This window comes from Sphingobacterium sp. InxBP1 (assembly GCF_026191775.1).
In the GTDB taxonomy this organism is placed as follows: Bacteria; Bacteroidota; Bacteroidia; order Sphingobacteriales; family Sphingobacteriaceae; genus Sphingobacterium; species Sphingobacterium thalpophilum.
Genome location: NZ_JAINDX010000044.1, coordinates 57,591 through 80,574, shown reverse-complemented (window position 1 = coordinate 80,574; position 22,984 = coordinate 57,591). Strand labels below are relative to the sequence as shown.

Below are 22,984 nucleotides of genomic sequence, written 5' to 3'. Positions count from 1 at the left end.
AACATTTAATATAGATTTGCTTAACAACGACTGCCACCTATCCTATCACAAAAAAGCCCGAAGCTGAGAACTCCGGGCTTACCTAACCAATTATTAACCTAAATTTATGAAAAGACTTATGATGAGCACACCTGCTGTATGCTTTATGTTACTAACGCATTCCGTTCACGCAATATTACAGGTTACGGTGAATTTTTATGCAATTTGACATTTTTTAACGTTTCGATGGGTAACTTTAGGAAGCAAATTTAAACCCACAGGCATATGGCAGAATATGATTTAAAAGAACTTCAGAAAATTCGTGAGAATAAGGATGTGCTCGCTTACCTTGATGAACATGGCATCGTTGACATTGATAAATTCAATGACATTTATGATTACGAAAAGACTCTCTATGATCTACAGGTGGAGTTACTAAAGCTCCAGTATGATGTCATTGAAAAAGGCAAACGTGTCATTATCATCTTTGAAGGAAGAGATGCGGCGGGGAAAGGTGGAACAATCGGGCGCGTCACCGAGCATCTGAACCCCAAGAAAGTACGCGTTGTCGCCCTTCCCAAACCAACGGAAGAGGAAACTGGACAATGGTACTTCCAACGGTACATCAGACATTTTCCAAATGCAGGTGAGATCGTGATCTTCGACCGCAGCTACTATAACAGAGCTGTCGTCGAACCTGTGTTTGGTTTCTGTACCGACAAACAGCACCAGCTATTTATGGAGCAGGTTCCCGAATTTGAAAAGCAGTTAATTGATGACGGCATTATATTAATTAAAATCTTTTTGACGATCAGCAAAGAAGAGCAGGCCGAAAGACTTAAAGAACGACAGGAGGATGTGCTCAAACGCTGGAAAATCGGCAGTCTGGATCAACAAGCACAGGAGAAATGGGATGTATACAGCAGGTATATCGAAAATTTATTCAAAGTAACGGGGACGAAAAAATCTCCCTGGTTTGAAATCAGCAAAGACAACAAGAAGAAGGCGCGGTTAGCGGCATTCCGCGTGATCATAAATGCTATTGTTGGCAAAGAACAGCAGCAGCTGGACTCCTTTGTGGATAAACACCACTAGTACCTGCTTCAAGTTCATAAACCTTTTATTGAGTAAGGAAAATGCCTCCGATTGTGACAACAATCTGGAGGCATTCTCAACCTACCAGCCAATAATTGTTATGCAAGGACCGAGTTGGCTATCCGTGGACCTGCGGCTATCACCGAAGCTGGCATGTCAGGACCAAATTTTTCGAAGTTATTGATAAAGAGCTTTGCCAGACGTGTGGCTTGCGTATCATAAGCTTCATTGTTGTTCCATAGTCCTCTCGCATCCAGAATTTGCTCGGGGACATACGCTCCGCAGCTGGTTGGATAGTCCAGACCAAATATTTCGTGCTTACTAAATTGTGATTCCAGCAGGGATCCGTCCATTGCCGCACGAATCAATGCCCGCGTATAATTCAGTTTAATACGTCTTCCTATGCCGTAAGGCCCTGCAATCCAGCCGGTATTAACCAACCAGACTTTAATCGTTGGGTGCTGTTCCAATTTCGCGCGTAATAAAGACGCATATCGAGAAGGGTGCAGTGGCAGAAAAGCCTGCCCGAAACAAGTAGAAAAAGCCGCCGTGGGTTCCTTCACTCCTACTTCTGTTCCAGCGACCTTCGCTGTATAGCCGCTCACAAAATGGTATACAGCCTGATCAACGTTTAATAGCGATATAGGCGGTAGTACTCCGAAAGCATCCGCTGTTAGAAAGAAGATATGTTCCGGCACATTTCCTATACCTGCGATCTCCGCATTTTCCATATAATCTATTGGATAAGACACCCGTGTGTTCTCCGTCTTGCTGATGTCATCGTAATCAGGTCGGTCAAGTTGATCCAGAACAACATTCTCAAGCAAGGATCCAAACCGGATGGCATGATAAATCTCAGGTTCCTTTTCTTCGGTGAGACCGACACATTTGGCATAACAGCCACCTTCAAAATTAAAAATACCACGGTCACTCCAGCCGTGCTCATCATCGCCGATCAGCTTTCTATTTTTGTCGGCCGAAAGCGTCGTCTTGCCGGTACCCGAAAGACCAAAAAACAAAGCTGTCTTACCATCTTTGGAAGTATTGGCTGAACAGTGCATCGCCAATACATTATGCTGAAAAGGAAGAATAAAATTCAATATAGAAAAGATGCTTTTCTTGATCTCACCGGTATAACCTGTACCGGCAATTAATACGATTTTCTTCGTGAAATCAATAGCAACAAAATTTTCATTGTGGATACCGTATTTTTGAGGATTGTTGATAAGCAATGCAGGGGCGGCCAATATAGACCATTCTGGCTGGCGCGTACTATCGCCATCCTGTCTTAAAAATAAATTTTTGGCAAATATACTCTGGTAAGCCGTTTCAGTAATAACCCTGATGGAAAGCTGATACAACGGATCTGCCCCTGCTGCACAGTCTCTGACATAAATTGTACGTTGGCTGAGATGGTTAGCAACTATGGAAAATAATGCTTCAAAATTGGCAGGCGTCATCGGCTGATTTATTTCTCCCCACCAAACTGTATCCTTGGTTAAAGAATCTTCCACCAAAAAGCGATCCTTGGGCGATCTTCCCGTAAATTTTCCGGTGTCAGCAGCGAGCGCTCCAGAATCAGACAATTGCCCCTCGCGATTTGCCAGCGCATGTTCGACCAGTTCTGAAACAGGCAATTGATAAAATACATTTCCTGTATGATCAATTTTCAAATATTTCAAATCAGGCGCGTTTCCAATGTTACCCTTTTTCATATTTTTTGTTTGTTTTAAAATGTGCCCAAATTTAAAGGCAAATTTCGCTAAAAACAAAACTTAAAAACCTTAAAATCAGGCTTATTGTAAAAAAAACACAGAATCAATAAACTCATTTACAATAGTTTATACAAATAAAAAAAAATGAAATTTTTAGCACATATTTTTAGCAAGGTCACGGTCTAATCCGCTCGGATATTTTATATTTTTCGTAAATTGTTCCAAGCTTTACAAATATTAATAAGATGAAATTACATGCGATCGAAACGGGATTCTTCAAGCTGGATGGTGGCGCCATGTTTGGAGTGGTACCTAAAAGTATCTGGAATAAAACAAATCCAGCGGATTCCAACAATATGTGTACATGGGGCAATAGGCTCCTGCTCATTGAAGAGAGCAATAGACTGATGCTGGTCGATACAGGCCTTGGCGACAAACAAAATGAGAAGTTCTTCAGCCACTACTATCTACATGGCGACGCGACCTTGGATAAATCACTCAAAAGTCTGGGTTATGACCGCAATGATATCACCGACGTCTTCCTGACGCACCTACATTTCGACCATTGTGGCGGAGCCATCATACGCGATGGAGAGCGGCTGTCACCCGCTTTCAAAAATGCGGATTTCTGGAGCAATAGTGACCATTGGGCATGGGCCACGAATCCTAACCCAAGAGAAAAAGCATCATTCCTGAAAGAGAATATACTACCGATTCAGGAAAGTGGCCGGTTGAAATTTGTCGAGAATGTAACGGACCCATTCGGAGAAAACATCTCCATCCGATACGCACATGGTCATACTGAGGCCATGATGTTGCCACAAATAAAATATAAAGGGAAAACGGTTCTGTACATGGCCGACCTACTGCCCTCGGTCGGTCATATTCCCATACCATACGTCATGGGATATGATATCAGGCCGCTGGTCACGATGGAGGAACGAAATAGCTACTGGAATGAAATCGTCGACAACGAATATGTTTTATTTTTTGAACATGACCCTGTTCATGAATGCTGTACCCTGCAGCATACGGAGAAAGGAATCCGCGTCAAAGATATTTTCAAACTCAACGATATTTAACCAGCTGGGGCATCTATCGCCCATCAAATGGTCAGACAATAAAAAAGCAGGCTGTTTTACTATCAACCTGCTTTTTTTATGGTCTAGAACCGGAAACCTAAGGCCCAATAGTTCTCGAAAAACCAGATTTGCTGCGAAGCCTTATCCACGCCTCTTCTACCTGTCGTACGGATATTATACAAATCGGTCCAACCAGTTTTAAAATTCCCCTGTAAATAGAGTCCCTTATAAAAACGGTAGTGTAACCCGACTTTGGCCGAAGCACCATATCCGGCAATATTCCAAAAATGGTTACCGCCTTCCCCAAAGAGATGAACGTCTGAACGGGGGATCAACAGGCCAAGATCCACTCCGGATTCCATAGTTAGTACCTGTTTACCTTTACGGTTAACAATGATATCATCATAACGTTCCAAACCCACGGAAGCAAAATTGTAGCCATCAGTATGCTCAAAAGTCAGCATAGCTGAATCAACAGTAATAAGTTCACCATTGTACTGCCCGGCTCTATTTCCGGTAGGGATGCCAGGGTTGGAGATCTCCTCGCCTATATAACCGCTAATCTTAACTTGTTGTGGGATATCCACTACATATTTCATGTGATCCCAGCCGAGGGAGATGGAATAATTATCTTTGATATAATATCCAAAATGCAAGTTAAATTGTGGAATTGTCAAACGCCCGGGATCAAAATACGTCGCACCAAATTTAGTAGGACGATCGGCGGCTTTTACATCATGGAGCGTAAAGTCGTAGTTAGGGCCTCTAAAATGAATGTCCGATTTCGCATAGGACGAGAAATTGTAGCCCCAGAAGAAGAAAAACTTCCCCTTATTGCTTTCAGTTCTTAAATTTTTTGGTTTAAAAATGCTTTTTCCGATTGTGGGAACTTCTTGTGCAAATAGTGCGGAAACACTCAGTACGAGTGCTCCGATTGTTAAAAATATTTTGTTCATGTCGCTGCTAAAAACGTTGGGCAAAAGTAATCCCATTCTAATTTAGAAGCAAATAAAATACGGCGAAATTGGCAAAATATGACGAAGATCACAGAATTCTTTCCCCCGCAAAAATAAATAAAAAAGGCTGCCTTCCTAAGGGAGGCAGCCGGTTATCATTTTAGCTGGATTTTTATTGTCCCGCCTGATTTTTACGGATAATATTCAATGCGCCTCCCGCTTTAAACCATTCGATCTGTTGTGCATTATAGGTATGATTTACCAAGATCTGTTCTTGTGTTCCATCTGAGTGATGTAAGACAAGTGTAAGTGGCTGGCCTGGGGCGAATGCAGTAAGCCCCACAATATCGATGGTATCGTCCTCCTGGATCTTATTATAGTCATCCTTGTCGACAAAAGTCAATGCCAACATTCCCTGCTTTTTGAGATTCGTCTCATGAATACGTGCAAAAGACTTCACCAAAACTGCACGTACTCCTAAATGGCGAGGCTCCATAGCCGCATGTTCGCGGGAAGAACCTTCACCGTAGTTTTCGTCTCCAACAACTATGGAGCCAATTCCACGTGCCTTATAATCCCGCTGCGTAGCCGGCACCGGTCCATATTCGCCTGTCAGCTGATTTTTCACGCTGTCTGTTTTCTCATTGAAGAAATTCACAGCACCGATCAACATATTATTTGAAATATTGTCGAGATGGCCACGGTATTTCAGCCATGGGCCGGCCATCGAAATATGGTCGGTGGTGCATTTGCCTTTGGCCTTGATCAATAGTTTGAGCCCTTTTAAGTCTGTACCTTCCCAAGCTGCAAATGGTTCAAGCAATTGTAGGCGGTCCGAAGTAGGTGATACATCGACCACGACGTTGCTACCGTCTGCCGCCGGAGCCTGATAGCCCGGATCGTCCACAGCAAAGCCTCTCGTTGGCAGCTCATCACCTGTAGGAGGATCCAACTTTACCTGCTCTCCCCTGCTATTGGTCAACGTATCCGTTACGGGGTTGAAACCCAAGTCGCCAGAGATAGCAATCGCCGCAACTAGTTCAGGCGACGCCACAAATGCATACGTATTTGGGTTACCATCAGCACGTTTGGCAAAGTTTCGGTTAAAGGAATGAACAATCGTGTTTTTCTCCTGTTTCTCGGCACCGACACGATCCCACATACCGATACATGGCCCGCAGGCATTTGTAAATATGGTTGCATTAAGATCCTCAAATGTCTTTAATAATCCGTCACGATCAGCTGTAAAACGAACCTGCTCGGAGCCCGGATTGATACCAAATTCAGCTTTGGTAATCAGACCTTTGTCAACTGCCTGCCGTGCAATGGACGCCGCACGTGAAAGATCCTCGTACGAAGAGTTGGTACATGAACCGATCAGTCCCCACTCCACTTTTAAAGGCCAGCCATTTTTTGTAGCTTCTTCACGCATGCGTGAAACAGGTGTATATAAATCTGGTGTAAACGGGCCGTTTAATGAAGGCTCGAGTTCAGATAGATTGATCTCAATCAACTGATCGAAATAATGCTCTGGGTTGGCATAAACCTCCGCATCAGCCGTTAAGTGCTGTTTGATCGCATTCGCGGCGTCTGCGACCTCGGCACGGCCAGTGGCGCGTAAATACCGTTCCATAGACTCATCGTATCCGAATGTGGATGTAGTCGCTCCGATTTCAGCCCCCATATTACAGATCGTTCCTTTTCCGGTACAGGATAAGGATTCCGCTCCCTCGCCAAAATATTCAACGATCGCACCTGTCCCACCTTTTACAGTCAGGATACCCGCGACTTTCAGAATGACATCTTTTGGAGCTGCCCATCCACTCAGTTTACCGGTCAACTTAACACCAATCAATTTTGGAAATTTCAGTTCCCATGGCAGACCAGCCATCACATCACAGGCATCAGCTCCCCCAACACCAATAGCAACCATCCCCAAACCACCAGCATTGACAGTATGCGAATCCGTACCGATCATCATTCCCCCCGGAAACGCATAGTTTTCCAGAACTACCTGATGGATAATACCTGCGCCCGGCTTCCAGAAACCAATACCATACTTATTGGATACCGAACTCAAAAAGTTAAACACTTCTGAACTCTCGTTTTTGGCACGAGCTAGATCTTTATCTGCTCCCTCCCTGGCCTGAATCAGGTGATCGCAGTGAACAGTGGAAGGAACAGCGACTTTTGGACGCCCCGCCTGCATGAATTGTAGCAAAGCCATCTGCGCCGTAGCATCTTGCATCGCTACACGGTCAGGAGCAAAATCAACGTAAGAAACCCCACGTTTGTATTCTTCGGTCGCAAGACCATCCCAAAGGTGCGCATATAAAATTTTCTCGGATAAAGTCAAAGGTTTATTCACCACCTGACGAGCCGCAGCTATGCGTTCATCATAACGGCTATAGACCTTTTTTATCATGTCTATATCAAATGCCATATCTCTCTAATTTATGTTGTTTAATCAAGTTACTAAATTCTCTATCCTTATTTCTACTTTGTCGGAATAGGGGCAAACTTCGTTAGGTTAATGCCTTCCACAGCCGCTTTATATTCGTCAATATTAGGAATTCTACCTAAGATAGCGGAGAGAACAACAACCGGAGTCGAAGCCAGTAAAGACTCACCCTTCTTGCCCTCACGATCTTCTACAACACGGCCCTGAAACAGACGGGTCGAAGTAGCCATTACGGTATCGCCTTTGGCAGCTTTCTCCTGGTTGCCCATACAAAGGTTACAACCGGGACGCTCTAAGTACATAATATTTTCATACTCCGTGCGGGCAGTACTCTTCGGCAATGCATCACTAAACTCAAATCCGGAATATTTTTGCAAAAATTCCCAATCTCCCTCTTCCTTCAGCTCGTCAATAATATTGTAAGTCGGAGCAGCAACAACCAATGGCGCTTCGAACTTAACATAACCTTTCTGTTGTTCGATGTTTTTGAGCATTTTTGAAACGATCTTCAAATCATCTTTGTGCACCATACAAGATCCCACAAAACCTAGATCTACCTTTTTGTTTCCACCATAGTACGAAAGATCTCTTATCGTATCGTGTGTATAACGTTTGGATACATCCTCGTTGTTGACATCAGGGTCCGCAATCATCGGCTCCTCAATGATATCCAGATCGATGACAACCTCTGCATAGTATTTCGCATTATCATCTGGTTTTAATGCTGGTTTTACACCCGATTTAATCTCTTCGATACGCCTATTTGCTTTTTCGATCAAACCATGAAGGACATTGTTACTGTTTTCCATTCCTTTGTCAATCATGATCTGGATACGTTTCTTGGCAATTTCCAATGATTCGATCAACGTATCGTCCTGCGAGATACAAATGGAGGCTTTTGCCTTCATCTCCGCAGTCCAGTCTGTAAAGGTAAACGCCTGATCGGCAAGTAATGTACCGATATGAACTTCAATGATACGCCCCTGAAATACATTTTCACCGCCAAACTGTTGCAACATCTGCGCCTGGGTCGCATGTACGACATCACGGAAATCCATATGCTGCTTCATGCTGCCTTTGAAAGTCACCTTTACCGATTCGGGAATAGGCATAGAAGCCTCACCTGTCGCCAAAGCCAGAGCAACAGTGCCGGAGTCAGCTCCGAACGCCACACCTTTCGACATACGTGTATGGGAATCCCCGCCAATAATGATGGCCCATTCATCCACAGTGATATCGTTCAATACCTTGTGGATTACGTCAGTCATCGAATGATATACGCCTTTCGGATCGCGTGCGGTGATCAATCCAAAATCATTCATAAACTTCATGAGTTTGGGAATATTCGCCTGCGCTTTCTTATCCCATACCGACGCGGTGTGACAGCCAGACTGGTAAGCACCGTCAACAGTAGGCGCGATCACCGTAGCTGCCATGGCTTCAAGCTCCTGAGCAGTCATTAACCCAGTAGTATCCTGTGAACCAACGATATTTACTTTCACACGCACATCAGAACCTGCATGCAATACTTTTCCCGGTGCCACGCCAACAGCATTTTTGTTGAATATCTTCTCGACTGCAGTCAACCCCTGGCCCGCTATCGTAATCTCCTTAGATGGAGCAAATACAACAGGCGCTTGAATACCTAAAGTCGCTGCCGCAAAGGTCTGAATTTTCTTACCGAATACAATAGCATAAGAACCACCGGCTCGAATGAATTCCATCTTTTGAGGTGTCAGTGCTTTTGAAATGTCAATGAGCTCCCTATCTCCATGGTATAATTTTTTTGTCTTCGTATTGATAGTCAACAAGGTACCTGTCGTCACGGAGTACACCTCTTCCAAAACCGGCTCACCTTTTTCATTGCGGACAACATTTCCATCTTCATCAACTTTTTTGACCCAGTTTTTAAGATCAATACCGATACCACCGGTGACGTCTACTGTCGTCAGGAAAATCGGAGAAATACCGTTTGTACCACCTACAATGGGAGCAATATTCACAAATGGCACGTATGGACTCGCTTGCTTACCTGTCCATAGAGCGACATTGTTCACCCCCGACATCCGCGATGATCCCACTCCCATAGTTCCTTTTTCGGCGATCAGCATCACACTTCTGTCCGGATACTGAGTCTGCAACGCGCGAATCTCCTGCTGAGCCTCCGGTGTGATCATACATTTCCCGTGCAATTCACGGTCAGAACGCGAGTGCGCCTGATTTCCCGGAGATAATAAATCTGTTGAAATATCCCCCTCGCCCGCAATGAACGTAACCACCTGAATCTCCTCTGCCACTTCGGGAAGCTTTGTAAAGAATTCAGCTCTGGCATAACTTTCTAAAATATCTTTAGCCACTGCGTTACCTTGTTCAAAAGCCGCTTTTAAACGAGCTGTATCAGCATCATATAAGAAAACTTGTGTTTTAAGAACTTCTGCAGCCTGTGTTGCTATCCCTACATCTGTACCTAAAGCAAGATCCAGCAACACACGAATAGAAGGGCCACCCTTCATGTGAGACAGTAATTCAAAAGCAAACTCAGGTGTAATTTCGGCAACAACCGATTGCCCCAAAATAATTTCCTTCAAAAATTCTGCTTTAACACCCGCCGCAGGAGTTGTTCCCGGCAATGTGTTGTAAATAAACAATCTTAAAGATTCCTCTCTATTTTCATTGTTTAAATCTTTAATCTGAGCAATTACTTCACTTAGTAATTCTGCTCCGTCAATTGGCTTGGGATGTAATCCCTGGCCAGCTCGTTCTACAACCTCTTGTACGTAATCGTTGTAAATACTCATAGATATCTGTCTTTCTATTTTAAGGGCAGCCTGGAAAATAGCATCGCTATCCTCCCACTGCGTTGTCTGTGAAAATTTAAGCTAATATAGGATAATAGCGCAATCACCTGAATCTTTCATTAGCTCTTTATAGCTCGTTTACTCCGTCAATTTATTTACCGTAAATCAACTATTAGGACTAAACACAAAAATAGTGAAAATCAAATTTTAAACGCACGCATTCCATTCTTTTCAAGCAATTTGGAATGGTTCTAAACAAACACTTGCGCATTCCTGCCATATTTTTTTCAACGCCGTTTTGTCCTAATCCATCCATAAAAAAAAGAGGCGGTTCATTCAATTAAAACCACCTCTTCATTTTTATATGCTATGAACACTTATATCGATATCTTTCAACGATTTTATTGTCTCCAACGGGTCTGCTGCATTAAAAACAAAAGATCCCGCAACCAGTACATTCGCGCCGGCCTTCAGTAACTGTGCAGCATTGCCGGTCGTAACCCCACCGTCAATTTCAATCAACAGTGCATCGTTTACCCCTTTAGCCATCGCTTTCAGCTCCTGAACCTTCGCGTACGTATTAGGTATAAACTTCTGTCCACCAAATCCGGGATTAACTGACATTAGACACACTAAGTCCAGGTCCGCTATCACATCTTTCAAAAGTGCAACGGACGTATGCGGATTTAATGCCACGCCTGCTTTGCAGCCCAATTCTTTGATCGCAGCCAATGTGCGATGTAAATGTGTACAGGCCTCATAATGAACAGTAATGATCTCTGCTCCCGAATCCTTACATACCTGAAGATATCTATCTGGGTCAACAATCATTAAATGTACATCTAACGGTTTTTTTGCATGTTTGGCTATGGCTTGCATCACCGGAAAACCAAAGGAAATATTGGGCACAAAAACGCCGTCCATAATATCGATATGAAACCAATCCGCTTCACTATTGTTTACCATGGTAATATCATGCAGTAAATTTGCAAAGTCTGCGGCAAGAACGGAAGGTGCAATTAGATGTGATTTTGTTGACATGTTGTATTTTTTCTGCAAAGATAGCAAGTATTTTTTGTTCGACACAGCATTCCGCCGGTTAAACTTTCGTGCAAAGACGAAGTAACAGAGGTCACAAAAAATAAATTTATAACTACATTTGTATATTAACTTTACATAAAAACATTGTTTGCAGTGGGTAGATTAAAAATAAAGTACAAAAGAGAACTAAATACAACCGAGAACCTCATCCGAAAAATTGGACTGATAGTCATTACGATCATATTGATTTGTATTTTTCTTCCCAAACAACCGCGTTTTCGTTATGAATTCCAAAAGGGAAAAGTTTGGAACCACGAGAACCTGATATCTCCTTATAATTTTGCAATCTTAAAAACACAGGAGGAACTGAATGCCGACAAAAAAAGTATTTTAAATACAATCCAGCCGATCTATAACGCCAATACCACAACTAGCAAAGAGCAGATCGACCAGTTCAATACGGACCTTTCAGAGAAATGGCAAAGTAGTAAGCTTGATACCACACATGAGAATATCAATGATTACAGAAGTGCGGGTAACGCTATATTGAATCACCTTTATGGAAAAGGCATCCTCTCACTGAATAACCGTTTTCAGAACCGCAACAACGACAGATCGCCGGCGTCGAGACATTACAATTTCACCCTTATTCAGGATAAGGTGGCTACGCAAAAAAACACAGCCGATTGCTACACGATCGAAAGCTCTTATGCCTACATGAAAGATTTAATGCCAAAGCTAACCAAGATTAAACAAAAAGCCTGGCTAGAAGAGACACTTAAAAACTACATTACCATTAACTATATATATAATGATCAGCAAACGGAAGCCCTCGAACAAAATGCCATTGCCAGTATTTCGGCTACACGTGGTGTTGTTCAAAAGGGCGAATTAATCGCGGAGAAAGACAAAATCATCTCCAATGAAACGTATCAAAAACTGGAATCTTTGCGTAAAGTATACGAAGATGAAGGCAAAATAAGTGGCAATCAAAGCTATGTTGCCCTCGGTCAGTTTCTCATTATCTCGCTTGCCCTCTCCATATTGATGGTATTTCTTTTCCTTTTCCGTAAAGACATTTATTTCAACAACCGGCTATTGATGATCATTATGATCGTCATTATAGGGATGCTATCCGTGCTCTCGTGGGCAATAAAAATCAAAATCCCTAATTTATATTATATTCCGTTTTGTGCTGTACCGATTATTATCCGCATTTTATTTGATACCAGGGTAGCGCTCAACATCCACCTGCTTATGGTCCTTCTGGCAGGTCTATTCGTCCCCAATAGCTTCGAGTTCGTTTTCTTGCAGTTCATGGCGGGGATCGTAGCTATCTACAGTATCAAGACCCTGGTCAAACGAGAGCAGCTATTTATTTCTTCTGCAATTATTTTAGGCACCTACTGGATTGCGTATATAGGTCTGGTGGTCACCCGCAATGGTTCGATAGATACCATTTACTGGTCTGATCTGCTTCCGTTTCTGGTTAGCGTAATGATAACTCTCCTGGCTTATCCGATGATTTATGCGTTCGAGAAACTGTTTGGCATTGTATCTGATTTAACGTTAATGGAGCTGACCAACAGCAATTCCAAATTGTTAAGGGAACTTTCTTTTAAAGCACCGGGCACCTTTCAGCATTCGTTGCAGGTGGCCAATCTTGCAGAAGCTGCGATCTATAAAATTGGTGGCAATCCATTACTGGTACGCGCAGGAGCACTTTACCACGATATCGGTAAACTAACTAATCCGCAGTTCTTTATTGAAAATCAAAAAACAGAAAAAAATCCACACGACGAACTGTCCCCAGAACAGAGTGCTCAGATTATTATTTCTCATGTGATCAAAGGCGTGGATATTGCTAAGAAACATCAACTTCCTGACGTCATCCTTGATTTTATCCGCACTCACCATGGTACAACACGCGTCGATTATTTTTATAACCTTTTTGTCAAAAACAACCCTGACAAACTGGTTGACGAGTCACTCTTTACTTATCCAGGACCTATCCCCTTCTCCAAAGAGACTGCCGTTCTGATGATGGCCGATTCGGTAGAAGCCGCCTCCAGGGCATTGAAAGAACCCTCAGAAGACTCCATCAATAACCTCGTTGATAAAATCATCGAACATAAATTAATGCGCGGACAGTTCAACAATAGTAACATTACACTGAAAGATATTACAGAATCCGCCGTTATTTTCAAGTCAATGCTGAAAAGTATCTATCACGTGCGTGTCGATTATGATTTAAGTAAAAAAACATTATAATTTTAATCGCCAAACAACAAATTGAATTTCAAACCCTTATTGTGACATTACATTTTTTTTGATACTTTTTTGCTATACAGGCTTTGCAGAATCAAATAATTGCCTTATGTTTGCAATGTCAAAACACGGAGAGGTGCCTGAGAGGCCGAAAGGAACAGTTTGCTAAACTGTCGTACTGGAAACGGTACCGCGGGTTCGAATCCCGCTCTCTCCGCCACGACAGCAACGCTATCCCATCTTACAAGGGATAGCGTTTTTTTTTGTCCCAATAGTTATTTGTTCCCATAGTTAAAGACCTCATGGTACGGGGAAGCAAATTTCACCTGGTCAATTGAATATTTTGACAGCGACATAGGTAAAGAATTATACCCTTTTCAACAACGGCGTTGGTCTGTATTTAGTCAGTCGCTGCCGTCTTATAGTATAGAATAACCGCTCCCCCACTAAAGGTCTTCACTCCCGTTAATTTAAGAATAATCCTATTGCTTATATTTTCAAATAACGACAGACCTCTTCCGGCGACGACAGGGTAGACACATAACTGATATTCGTCAATCAGTTGAAGATTCATTAATTGTACAATGAGACTCCGGCTGCCGACAATAATATCTCTACCGGGTTGCTGTTTTAATTTTTGAACCTCCTTGCCCAACTCTCCAACTGCTAACGTCGCACTCTTCCAGGCGATATCTTTCAGACTGTGTGAAAAGACAATCTTGGGTATTTTATCAATTGCGCGCGCAAAGTCATCCATCGATTTTTCACCCGAAGGATTTCTGACATAGGGTAACCAATATTCCATAAGATGAAAGGTTATCCTACCGTACAAAATAGCATCCGCCTGATTAAGCAGATCCGTATAGTGGCTATGTATTTCCTGGTCGGGAATACCTGCTGTATGATCACAAATCCCATCAAGTGTCATATTGAATGCTGCAATTATTTTTCTCATATCAGTACGACGGTTTTATTGCTCATTAAATTTAACACCTTAAATTTGCCTGGAACTTTACATAGGACAAGAATTAATATAATTTACCCGACAGCACAGTAGCGGCATCCAGCGCGTATTCAAAAATAGACTTCACGGCAAAATTGTATCATGCAGCATTGTCTATAGAAAATACCTGAAACCAGTGATTCGCGTTAACAGAAATTCGTCTATTTTTGCAGAAAAGCTCAACAGCATATGAAAGCAGTTAGGTATACCGCAATCCTTGTGAGCGCGCTTCCCGTAGTATTAAAAGCGCAGAACGTAACTTTTGACGATGAGGTTAACCTTTGGAATATACAGCTCGGTCAACAGGCTACTGTCTTTGCCGAGAATGCTTACATACGATCCGGTCCCAGTCTCACATCAGCAGTTACGGATTCCCTGCGGGCAGGTACGGAGGTGACTATTGTAAGTGCTCCACACAAAGGCGCAAATATCCGTCATTTTTATGCACCCTGGTACGAAATAACATACATAAATGACCACCAAAAAAAACATGGCTTCATCTGGCTGGGGCTACTGGCGCTCGACAAAAAGACGGATAGCCAGGGGTTTCAATATCTATTTGGCTTTGACCACTTTGTACAGACCAAAGCAATAGAGGAACAGGACCATTTTTTAACATCTATTAAACGGCTGGCCCCGGATAGAAGTTTGGTATCGAGCTACTCGTATTGCTTTCCATTTGCCGGCCAGCTTATCGCACAAGGCAAATTGTTATCTGGCATGGGACTCGAAAATGTCCAACACATCTTCCGCATGGAATTCTTGTCGGAAGCCTGTGGCGTACCCAGCGACTATTATTATGTTGCCTGGACGGGTCAGCATTTTATCTGCCTTCCGCACAGGTACTCAGTGGGCGATGCCGGTGTATTTTACCACGATGAAAAAATTCAGTTCCCCTCCGAACATAGAAAGAACAAAAACATCATTTATAAGTACATTGAGGACGGCGAGGTGCTAGACGAAGAAACCGGAAACTATAAGGTATCCAGAAGACTGGAGGCATTTAAATGGGACGGCTACAAGTTCACAAAGACACCCTTATCAGAATAAAAGCCGCAGCCTAAAATAATAAAGAAAAAAAAATTAAAATCAAGGAATGGAAGAGAGAAATATATACGACCTGTTCTACAACGGACAACTCGATCTTTTTATTATAGAAGGTGAAAATCAGCTAAAACAGGACAGTCGGGATGCTGCCCTATGGACACACTTAGCCATAGCCTATCATGATCAGGTATTCTATGACGGCCACGAAGCGGTATTCGATATCATCGAGGAAAAGATGATCCCCTATTTCCGAAAAGCGCTGGCGATAGAACCGGACAACGAGACTGCTTTGTACCATATGCTGGATTATGTCTTGAGCAACCAGACGGTATTGGAGCAGATCAACCGCCCCAAAAAGCATATCGACGAGGCCAACAAGCAGGAGTTTATTGCTTATGCACGGCAATTAATCAGCATGCCTGCTATGACTCCCTACGGTTACGGTTTTCTGACCAGCATATACGAGGGGCTCAGGGACGAGGAGTCGCTCTTGGCCGTCTTGGATGAAAGCATTAATTATTTTCAAGAAGCTTTTAAAGGTGAGCGTGAGACCGCAGATCATAACATTTCCATTTCCTGGATGAAGAAAATCTATCTTTTGGATCACAACAAAAAGCTTTCTGGAGACGCGTTGACCAAATTGATCGCAGAGCAGGTTGACCGATTTGTGAGCCGAAGTGAAATGAACTTTGTCGATCTTGCTGAAATTGCCTACGAAAATAACAACATAGATCTTGCTCTGAAGATATTGCTAAAACTGATTAAAGGAGAGAATTCCGCTGCTCACATCCATCAAGAGCTTGTCAAATGGCACAGCCGTTTTGAGCAGCTAATTGCTGATGGCTATGACAATCCGGATGTATTCTACTATCAGCTGATTATTGAACGTAACTATTCTGAAGAAATCGGCATTCCGTTCGACTATTATTATTTACACGCGTTAAAGGTAATTGACCAGCACCCAAATGTATCCTCAGGCTATCATTTCGCGGCGGCATATTTGTATGATGACGGCCAGTATGCTGCAGCCATTCCTTACCTTCAGCAATGTGGCGACAGGCGTTGGAACGCAACAGCATGGCGACGTCTTGTTGAATGTACTTTTTTGTCTACTGGCGAAATTCACGACAGTATCCCACATTTCGATGATCTGCCACGCGAACTCTATAACGAGGCTGTCTGCCTGACCAATTTTGTGGATAATCTGGATGCCTTACAACCGGAGGATGAGCTGGATTTGCGACAACTTTGTGTAGCAATGTACCGCCAAACATATGACGCCTTCGCCCTGTATTTCGAAGAGGGAAAATATCAAAGTGACTATTTCGGCGGCCTGCACAATCGTGCAATGAATTGCAACAACCTAGCGCTCGCACTAAAAAATGTTGGCAGCCTTGAAGAAAGTTACCGTATAGCGACTGAAGGTTTGTCCTATTCGGACTTCCAGGAACTCCACATGACACGTGCCGGCGTCTTGTCACAACTTGGAGATTATGACCGGTTAAAGGAAGCTACTCTACAGTACTTTGATATTTACTCAGTACATCTGGAAGAACTTTCAGTAAAACAAGAGGATGAGGAAGAGTCCATGGAAGATGGAGAGCCCACATTTCCTCTGCCCTACCTGATGTTTGTACACGGTCTTATCGCAGATTATCACCTCGGACAATCACAGGATATCGCACAACAAGCGCAATATCTTCTGGAGAATCTCTACCAGTTCTACTGCAACAACCCGAAAATAAATGATTATCATTACCGCGATTACGAAGCTTCCAAAAATCAGGTGGAAAATATTATCTATCAAATCCTCGAATCGGACGACAGGGAATCTCGCATCCATTACTATGAGGGTATGGCAAAAAGATATCCGCATGAAGCGCAACCCTATTTTGTACTGATGCAACTGCACAATGAAAAATCGGATTACAAATCCGTTATTGCAGCCGGAACAGACTACCTCAAAAACAAAAGACAGTTCATCATTAATGATTTCGATAAGGCGAAAACGCTATACCTTATACTTAAAAGCCACTACTGCCTGGGCGAATTTAAGCTGGGGGCGCAACTATTCAGCCAATACGATAGCTGGATAGCCACGGTCATGGAGCCTAATGATTATGTGCTTTGGATAAAGTTCGGTATCCTGCTGAACGCAGAAGTGGGAAACCTACAGGAATTTCATAAGTACGTCGCACTATTTAACAATTTATATACGGAGTATAACTGGAGTTACGACGACGATTCGGAATCGGTCAAACTTGCTGAAGCACTGGCCCATTATAAAAATGGCGACCTGAAAAAAGCGCATCATTTACTCAATGAGGTGCTTGCCTACGCAGACCACTCCCCTCTAGCCGATGAATATAAAAACACATGGAAGAAACCCGGTTTTCTGTCCAACTTATTCTGAGAATCTTCAAAGGAAACTGGCGTTTGACCAAAAACGCTATACGACACGTATTAAGACACACTAAAAAATGACTGGCTTCCGGGATACAGCAAAGAAACCGGGAGCCAGTTACAATAAAAGATGACTCGATTGACAAACCTAAAAAATAAAAGCTCGTTTATGAAACCAAAGTAGTATATTAGAACTGCCTTCAGGACGTGAATACAACAGAAGATCAAATTCATGGAAAAAGTAATCATCACCGGTGGAACAGGTGCTATTGGCCTTCATTTGACCCAATTGTTGGTCACAAACTTCTATGAGGTCATTATTTTTACACGAAATCCAAAAGCCTATTCGCCTCAGCCTAATATCCGTTATGTACATTGGGATCCCCGACAACAGATTATCGATACCAATTCGGTTCAGGAGGCGGATTATATAATTAACCTTGCCGGAGCCAATCTGAATGCATCACGATGGACCAAAACTTATCAGCAGGAGATTATTTCGAGCCGGGTAGAAAGCGGGCAGCTCATCGCGCAGGCATTAAAACAGATTCCTAATCAGGTAAAGGCTGTGATATCTGCCTCCGCCATTGGTTGGTATGGTGCTGATGACAGTTATCAGAGAAAACCCTTTGAAGAGGGTGATCCGCAGGGAGGCGACTTTCTATCCTGGGTGTGCAATCTTTGGGAAGGGAGTATTAAACCCATTGAAGCTCTAGACAAAAGGCTTGTTATTTTACGTTTTGGAGTCGTTATCAGTAAAGAACAAGGGCTACTCAAAGAAATGAACAGGCTGCTACAATTCCGTATCAATCCGATCCTCGGTTCGGGAAAGCAAATGCTGAGCTGGATCCATATGGAAGACCTCGCCCGCATGATGCTATTTTCGCTGCAGCAGAGCGCAATGGCTGGTGTATATAATGCCTGTGCTTCAGAGCCACTGCCGTTGCGGGAATTTACTAGACGTATAGCACGTCATAAATACGGTTTGTTTTACCTGCCCCTACCCGTCCCATCCCTGCTGATCAAATTACTATTGGGAAAAAAAGGACAGGAAATGGTACTCAACAGCACCTGGGTAAGCAACAGAAAAATACTGAACGAAAAATTTCCTTTTAAATACCCCGTATTGGACAATAATTGTTTAGACAATTTACACATTGGTTAACTGTAAAGAAGGTACCATCCCCTCCATTCTGGACAAAATCCGTATATTTGCGGCTTATGAAGATTTTTAGATATGGCGCAAAGGGCTCCGAAAAAGCGGGAGTCATTTTAAACGAAAAGAAATATGATGTTTCAGCAGGAAACTTTCAATATAACCGTGATTTCTTTGCTAATCCGGCAAGTCTGGAACGGCTTCAGCGGTATGTAAACGACAATAGTACAACACTGAAAGAGATTTCTCCAGATGAACGTATCGGCACACCGTTGGAAACACCTTCCAAAATTCTGTGTGTAGGCCTCAATTTTGATGATCATGTAAAAGAAACCAACTTGCAGCAGGCTGCCGAACCCATTGTATTTATGAAATCGGTGTCTGCCTTCAATGGCCCCTTTGACGGCATCACTTTACCAAAAAATTCGGTAAAATCAGATTGGGAAACCGAACTTGCTATCGTGATTGGCAAGAAAGCCTCGTATGTCAGCGAAGACAAGGCCCTTGACCACGTATTTGGTTACGTACTGCACAACGATGTGACGGAACGTGAATTCCAGATCGAAAGAGGTGGCACCTGGGATAAAGGAAAAGGCTGTGACACATTTGCTCCCGTGGGGCCTTTCATCGCTACAAAAGATGAGATTACAGACGTGAACAATCTGAGGATATGGCTTAAGCTGAATGGCGAAATCATGCAGGATGGCAACACCAAAGATTTTATCTACCGCGTTCCCAAACTGGTATCCTATTTAAGTCAGTTTATGTCTTTGCTTCCCGGTGATATCATCTCTACAGGCTCTCCGGCTGGCTCCGGTATGGGCAAATCACCGCAGCGGTTTCTCCGCGACGGCGATGTTATCGAGTATGGTATCGAAGGTTTAGGGTCTGGTCGCCAGAAAGTTGTGGCTTACCCCCAATCCTGACAGCTATAGGACGGTCTTGCAATCTTTCAGAACTTAGCGTCAGTTCTGAAAGATCGCCCGAAGTACTGTTTTTCGTCATTTCATTTTATTTTATCAAGTACATTTATGTACATTTATAGCAGCATCCGCTATCATCAGATAAACTAAGTAAATCCCTGAAGGGTCAATGATTCAACTAAACAACATATCCAAATCATTCAAAGTAAAATCCAAACGGATCGAAGCGTTAAAGGAGCTGTCCTTGTCAATCGGCAAAGGTGAGATATTTGGCGTCATAGGGGCTTCAGGCGCCGGAAAAAGTACGCTGATCCGATGTGTAAATCTTCTGGAGCGACCCGACACAGGCCAGGTAATAATTGAGAATGAAGACCTGATGTCCATGTCATCCAGTGACTTGATGATGAAACGCCGAAAAATCGGAATGATTTTCCAGCACTTTAACCTGCTCTCATCGCGAACCGTTTTTGACAACATCGCGTTTCCCCTGCAACTTGAGGGAAAACCTAAGGCCATTATCCGCCAAAAGGTTTCTGAATTATTACGTTTGGTAGGACTCGAAGATAAGGCAGAGAGCTATCCCGCAAATTTATCAGGCGGGCAAAAGCAACGTGTTGCTATCGCCAGGGCCTTAGCCAATGATCCCGCTATCCTTCTCTGTGATGAGGCAACCAGCGCGCTTGACCCCGCAACAACAAAATCCATCCTTGCGCTGTTAAAAAAAATCAACAAACAATTTGGTCTTACCATTTTGTTGATCACCCATGAAATGGAGGTCATTAAAAACATCTGTGACAGGGTAGCGGTACTCGACAGGGGCCAATTGATTGAAAGTGGTACCGTTGAAACTATTTTCGCAAATCCGCAGAAAAAAATCACACAGGATTTCATCCATTCTTCTTTACAGGTGGATATACCTTTAAATTTCCAGGAACGGTTAAAATCCGACGGAAATCCTCTCGTCGAAATCTATGTAACGTCTAACGACGAATCCATTGCTTTTATCCGGCACCTCGAACAACACTTTCAGGTCAGGACAAATATTATCACGGCACAGATAGATTATGTCGGCAACATGAAGTTCGGCGTTATGCTGGTCGAACTCTCGGGCCATGGCGACGGTATCGGCAAAAGTCTTTCTTATTTAATCGATAAACATCCACAAACTAAAGTATTGGGTTATGTCTGACCAGGTATTTGATTTACTCCTTGCAGGAACCTGCGAAACATTATTAATGACGTTCCTATCCGGATTTTTTGGCTTTCTGATCGGGCTTCCGCTCGGGATATACCTATTTTTAACCCGTGAACATCAGTTGCTGGAAAACAAAAGCATGCATCAGATTGTTTCGCTCATAGTCAACGTGTTTCGGTCTATTCCATTCATTATCCTTATTGTATGGATGATTCCGTTTACGCGTCAGATTGTAGGAACATCAATAGGTATGTCAGCAGCATTGGTCCCTTTGAGTATTGGCGCAGCCCCTTTCATTGCGAGATTAGTAGAAAACAGTCTACTGGAAATTCCAGGTGGCCTCATCGAAGCCGCCAGAGCTATGGGAGCAAGCAGCAGACAAGTCATAGTTAAGGTATTGCTTCCGGAAGCACTACCCTCATTGATAAACAATGCCACCATAACCCTGATCACGCTGGTAGGCTATTCAGCAATGGGGGGCGCGGTAGGCGCCGGAGGATTGGGACAGATCGGCTATCAATATGGGTATGTGGGATACGACACCTTTATTATGAACGCTGTCCTTATTTTATTAATTTTAATTGTATTCCTGTTACAGTATACAGGTGATTATATAGCAAAAAAAGTAAACCATCGTTAACATTAAATGTGTCATATGAAAAAATTGAACTTAGCATTTGCAGTCTTAGCCTTTAGTCTGATCACTATAGTAGCTTGCAATAACCGGGAGAAGAAGGAAAATACCCTGCGAGTTGGTGTTGTAACAGGACCCGAAAAGGAACTTGCGGAAACAGCTAAGAAAGTCGCAAAAGAAAAGTTCAATCTTAATGTGGAACTTGTATCATTCAATGATTACGTTGTCCCAAACGAAGCACTAAATCAAGGAGATATCGACGTCAATGTCTTTCAGCATCAGCCTTATTTACAGGAGCAATCACGGCAGCGCGGATTTACCAAGCTGACAATCGTGGGCAATACATTTGTTTTTCCTATCGTAGCTTATTCAAAAAAAATCAGGACAATCACGGAGCTTCAGCCGGGAGCAACAGTAGCGATTCCCAATGACCCGACCAATGGGGGGCGGGCGCTATTGCTGCTGCAGCGGGAAGGAATTATTGGACTAAAGGAAAATGTGGGTATACAGCCTAAAGTAACAGATATTGTCACTAATCCCAAACAGATCAAAATTATTGAAATGGAAGCACCGCAGCTTCCAAGAGTACTCGACGATCCGCAAGTCACAATTGCCATCATTAACAATAGTTTTGCCGCTCAGGCAGGACTGGATCCCGACAAAGTGGGCTTATTTACGGAAGACAAAGAATCCCCTTATGTCAATTTAATTGTCGCACGTTCTGACAACAAAAACGATGAGAAAGTTCAGCAATTTATTCAGGCGTACCAGTCTCCCGAAGTTGAGGCCACAGCGAAAAAAGTGTTTAAGAACGGTGCCATCAAAGGCTGGTAAAAAGGCTCGATTCATGATAAAAGCAAACGATGCATGCCCCTGCTGCTCTGGCAGTGCATTTAGTGAATGCTGTCAGCTGATACATCTTTCCCCAGCCAAAGCGCAGACGGCCGAAGCTCTCATGCGCGCACGCTACAGTGCTTTTGCGACTGCGGACATAGACTTCCTATACAACACATATCACCCTACCACGAGGAGATTTCAAAATAAAAATTCCATTCAACAGTGGGCCATGGAAAACAAGTGGATGCAGCTGGTTATTCTTAAATCAACTATTCACACCGTTGAATTTGAAGCACACTACCTAGACGCAAATATGGAGGTACAGGTGCACCATGAAAAATCAACATTCAAGAAACAGGGAGAATTGTGGTATTATGTTGACGGGCACTAG

The 22,984-nt window shown here is 43.1% G+C and carries 17 protein-coding genes and 1 tRNA gene; 12 read left to right on the top strand and 6 right to left on the bottom strand.

From position 1 onward, the window contains the following. Positions 1 to 264: 264 nt before the first annotated feature. Positions 265 to 1,074, top strand: a complete 810-nt coding sequence (ppk2, locus tag K7A41_RS10900; protein ID WP_265713719.1) for a polyphosphate kinase 2 — start codon at positions 265 to 267, stop codon at positions 1,072 to 1,074. A gap of 98 nt (positions 1,075 to 1,172) precedes the next feature. On the opposite strand, the gene pckA is transcribed toward ppk2, so the two are convergent. Then, a complete protein-coding gene (gene pckA, locus K7A41_RS10895; protein WP_265713718.1) occupies positions 1,173 to 2,789 on the bottom strand; it encodes a phosphoenolpyruvate carboxykinase (ATP) in 1,617 nt (538 codons plus the stop codon). A 245-nt stretch (positions 2,790 to 3,034) separates the two neighbouring features. On the opposite strand from pckA, the gene K7A41_RS10890 reads away from it, so the two are divergent. Further along, positions 3,035 to 3,871: an MBL fold metallo-hydrolase gene (locus K7A41_RS10890; protein ID WP_028068233.1), complete on the top strand. Its 837-nt coding sequence runs from the start codon at positions 3,035 to 3,037 to the stop codon at positions 3,869 to 3,871. An 83-nt stretch (positions 3,872 to 3,954) separates the two neighbouring features. Here K7A41_RS10890 and K7A41_RS10885 read toward each other — a convergent pair whose 3' ends face one another. The 4 genes from K7A41_RS10885 to rpe all read right to left on the bottom strand — a co-directional run bounded on the left by K7A41_RS10885 (position 3,955) and on the right by rpe (position 11,127). Then, a complete protein-coding gene (locus tag K7A41_RS10885) occupies positions 3,955 to 4,827 on the bottom strand; it encodes a hypothetical protein (protein WP_265713717.1) in 873 nt (290 codons plus the stop codon). Positions 4,828 to 4,999: 172 nt separating this feature from the next. Then, on the bottom strand, positions 5,000 to 7,270 hold the full coding sequence (locus K7A41_RS10880) for an aconitate hydratase (protein ID WP_028068235.1): 2,271 nt from the start codon (positions 7,268 to 7,270) through the stop codon (positions 5,000 to 5,002). A gap of 53 nt (positions 7,271 to 7,323) precedes the next feature. Beyond that, positions 7,324 to 10,086, bottom strand: a complete 2,763-nt coding sequence (locus tag K7A41_RS10875) for a bifunctional aconitate hydratase 2/2-methylisocitrate dehydratase (RefSeq protein ID WP_265713716.1) — start codon at positions 10,084 to 10,086, stop codon at positions 7,324 to 7,326. 360 nt (positions 10,087 to 10,446) lie between these two features. Further along, the gene (gene rpe, locus K7A41_RS10870) at positions 10,447 to 11,127 is read right to left on the bottom strand and encodes a ribulose-phosphate 3-epimerase (protein ID WP_265713715.1); all 681 of its coding nucleotides are present in this window, start codon (positions 11,125 to 11,127) and stop codon (positions 10,447 to 10,449) included. Positions 11,128 to 11,280: 153 nt separating this feature from the next. Here rpe and K7A41_RS10865 point away from each other — a divergent pair, with 153 nt between their 5' ends. Both K7A41_RS10865 and K7A41_RS10860 read left to right on the top strand, forming a co-directional pair. Further along, entirely contained in the window at positions 11,281 to 13,398 is a 2,118-nt protein-coding gene (locus tag K7A41_RS10865; protein WP_028068238.1) for an HD family phosphohydrolase, read from the top strand. Between the two features lie 127 nt (positions 13,399 to 13,525). Continuing rightward, positions 13,526 to 13,615: transfer RNA gene (locus tag K7A41_RS10860), tRNA-Ser, on the top strand. Between the two features lie 180 nt (positions 13,616 to 13,795). Here K7A41_RS10860 and K7A41_RS10855 read toward each other — a convergent pair. Then, entirely contained in the window at positions 13,796 to 14,350 is a 555-nt protein-coding gene (locus K7A41_RS10855; protein ID WP_265713714.1) for a dihydrofolate reductase family protein, read from the bottom strand. A 237-nt stretch (positions 14,351 to 14,587) separates the two neighbouring features. On the opposite strand from K7A41_RS10855, the gene K7A41_RS10850 reads away from it, so the two are divergent. The 8 genes from K7A41_RS10850 (at position 14,588) to K7A41_RS10815 (ending at position 22,984) form a co-directional block, all read left to right on the top strand. Continuing rightward, on the top strand, positions 14,588 to 15,448 hold the full coding sequence (locus K7A41_RS10850; RefSeq protein WP_265713713.1) for an SH3 domain-containing protein: 861 nt from the start codon (positions 14,588 to 14,590) through the stop codon (positions 15,446 to 15,448). Positions 15,449 to 15,494: 46 nt separating this feature from the next. After that, positions 15,495 to 17,858, top strand: a complete 2,364-nt coding sequence (locus K7A41_RS10845) for a hypothetical protein (RefSeq protein WP_265713711.1) — start codon at positions 15,495 to 15,497, stop codon at positions 17,856 to 17,858. 222 nt (positions 17,859 to 18,080) lie between these two features. Next, on the top strand, positions 18,081 to 19,013 hold the full coding sequence (locus K7A41_RS10840) for a TIGR01777 family oxidoreductase (RefSeq protein ID WP_265713710.1): 933 nt from the start codon (positions 18,081 to 18,083) through the stop codon (positions 19,011 to 19,013). A 56-nt stretch (positions 19,014 to 19,069) separates the two neighbouring features. Further along, complete coding sequence (locus K7A41_RS10835) at positions 19,070 to 19,930, top strand: fumarylacetoacetate hydrolase family protein (protein ID WP_028068243.1); 861 nt, start codon at positions 19,070 to 19,072, stop codon at positions 19,928 to 19,930. A gap of 166 nt (positions 19,931 to 20,096) precedes the next feature. Next, positions 20,097 to 21,116 carry a methionine ABC transporter ATP-binding protein gene (locus tag K7A41_RS10830; RefSeq protein ID WP_265713707.1) on the top strand — a complete coding sequence of 340 codons (1,020 nt, stop codon included), beginning with the start codon at positions 20,097 to 20,099 and terminating at the stop codon, positions 21,114 to 21,116. Continuing rightward, positions 21,109 to 21,762 carry a methionine ABC transporter permease MetI gene (gene metI / locus K7A41_RS10825; RefSeq protein ID WP_028068245.1) on the top strand — a complete coding sequence of 218 codons (654 nt, stop codon included), beginning with the start codon at positions 21,109 to 21,111 and terminating at the stop codon, positions 21,760 to 21,762. The genes K7A41_RS10830 and metI overlap by 8 nt, the downstream gene beginning before the upstream one ends. Before the next feature lie 15 nt (positions 21,763 to 21,777). Then, complete coding sequence (gene metQ, locus K7A41_RS10820) at positions 21,778 to 22,590, top strand: methionine ABC transporter substrate-binding lipoprotein MetQ (RefSeq protein ID WP_028068246.1); 813 nt, start codon at positions 21,778 to 21,780, stop codon at positions 22,588 to 22,590. Positions 22,591 to 22,603: 13 nt separating this feature from the next. After that, the gene (locus K7A41_RS10815; RefSeq protein ID WP_265713704.1) at positions 22,604 to 22,984 is read left to right on the top strand and encodes a YchJ family protein; all 381 of its coding nucleotides are present in this window, start codon (positions 22,604 to 22,606) and stop codon (positions 22,982 to 22,984) included.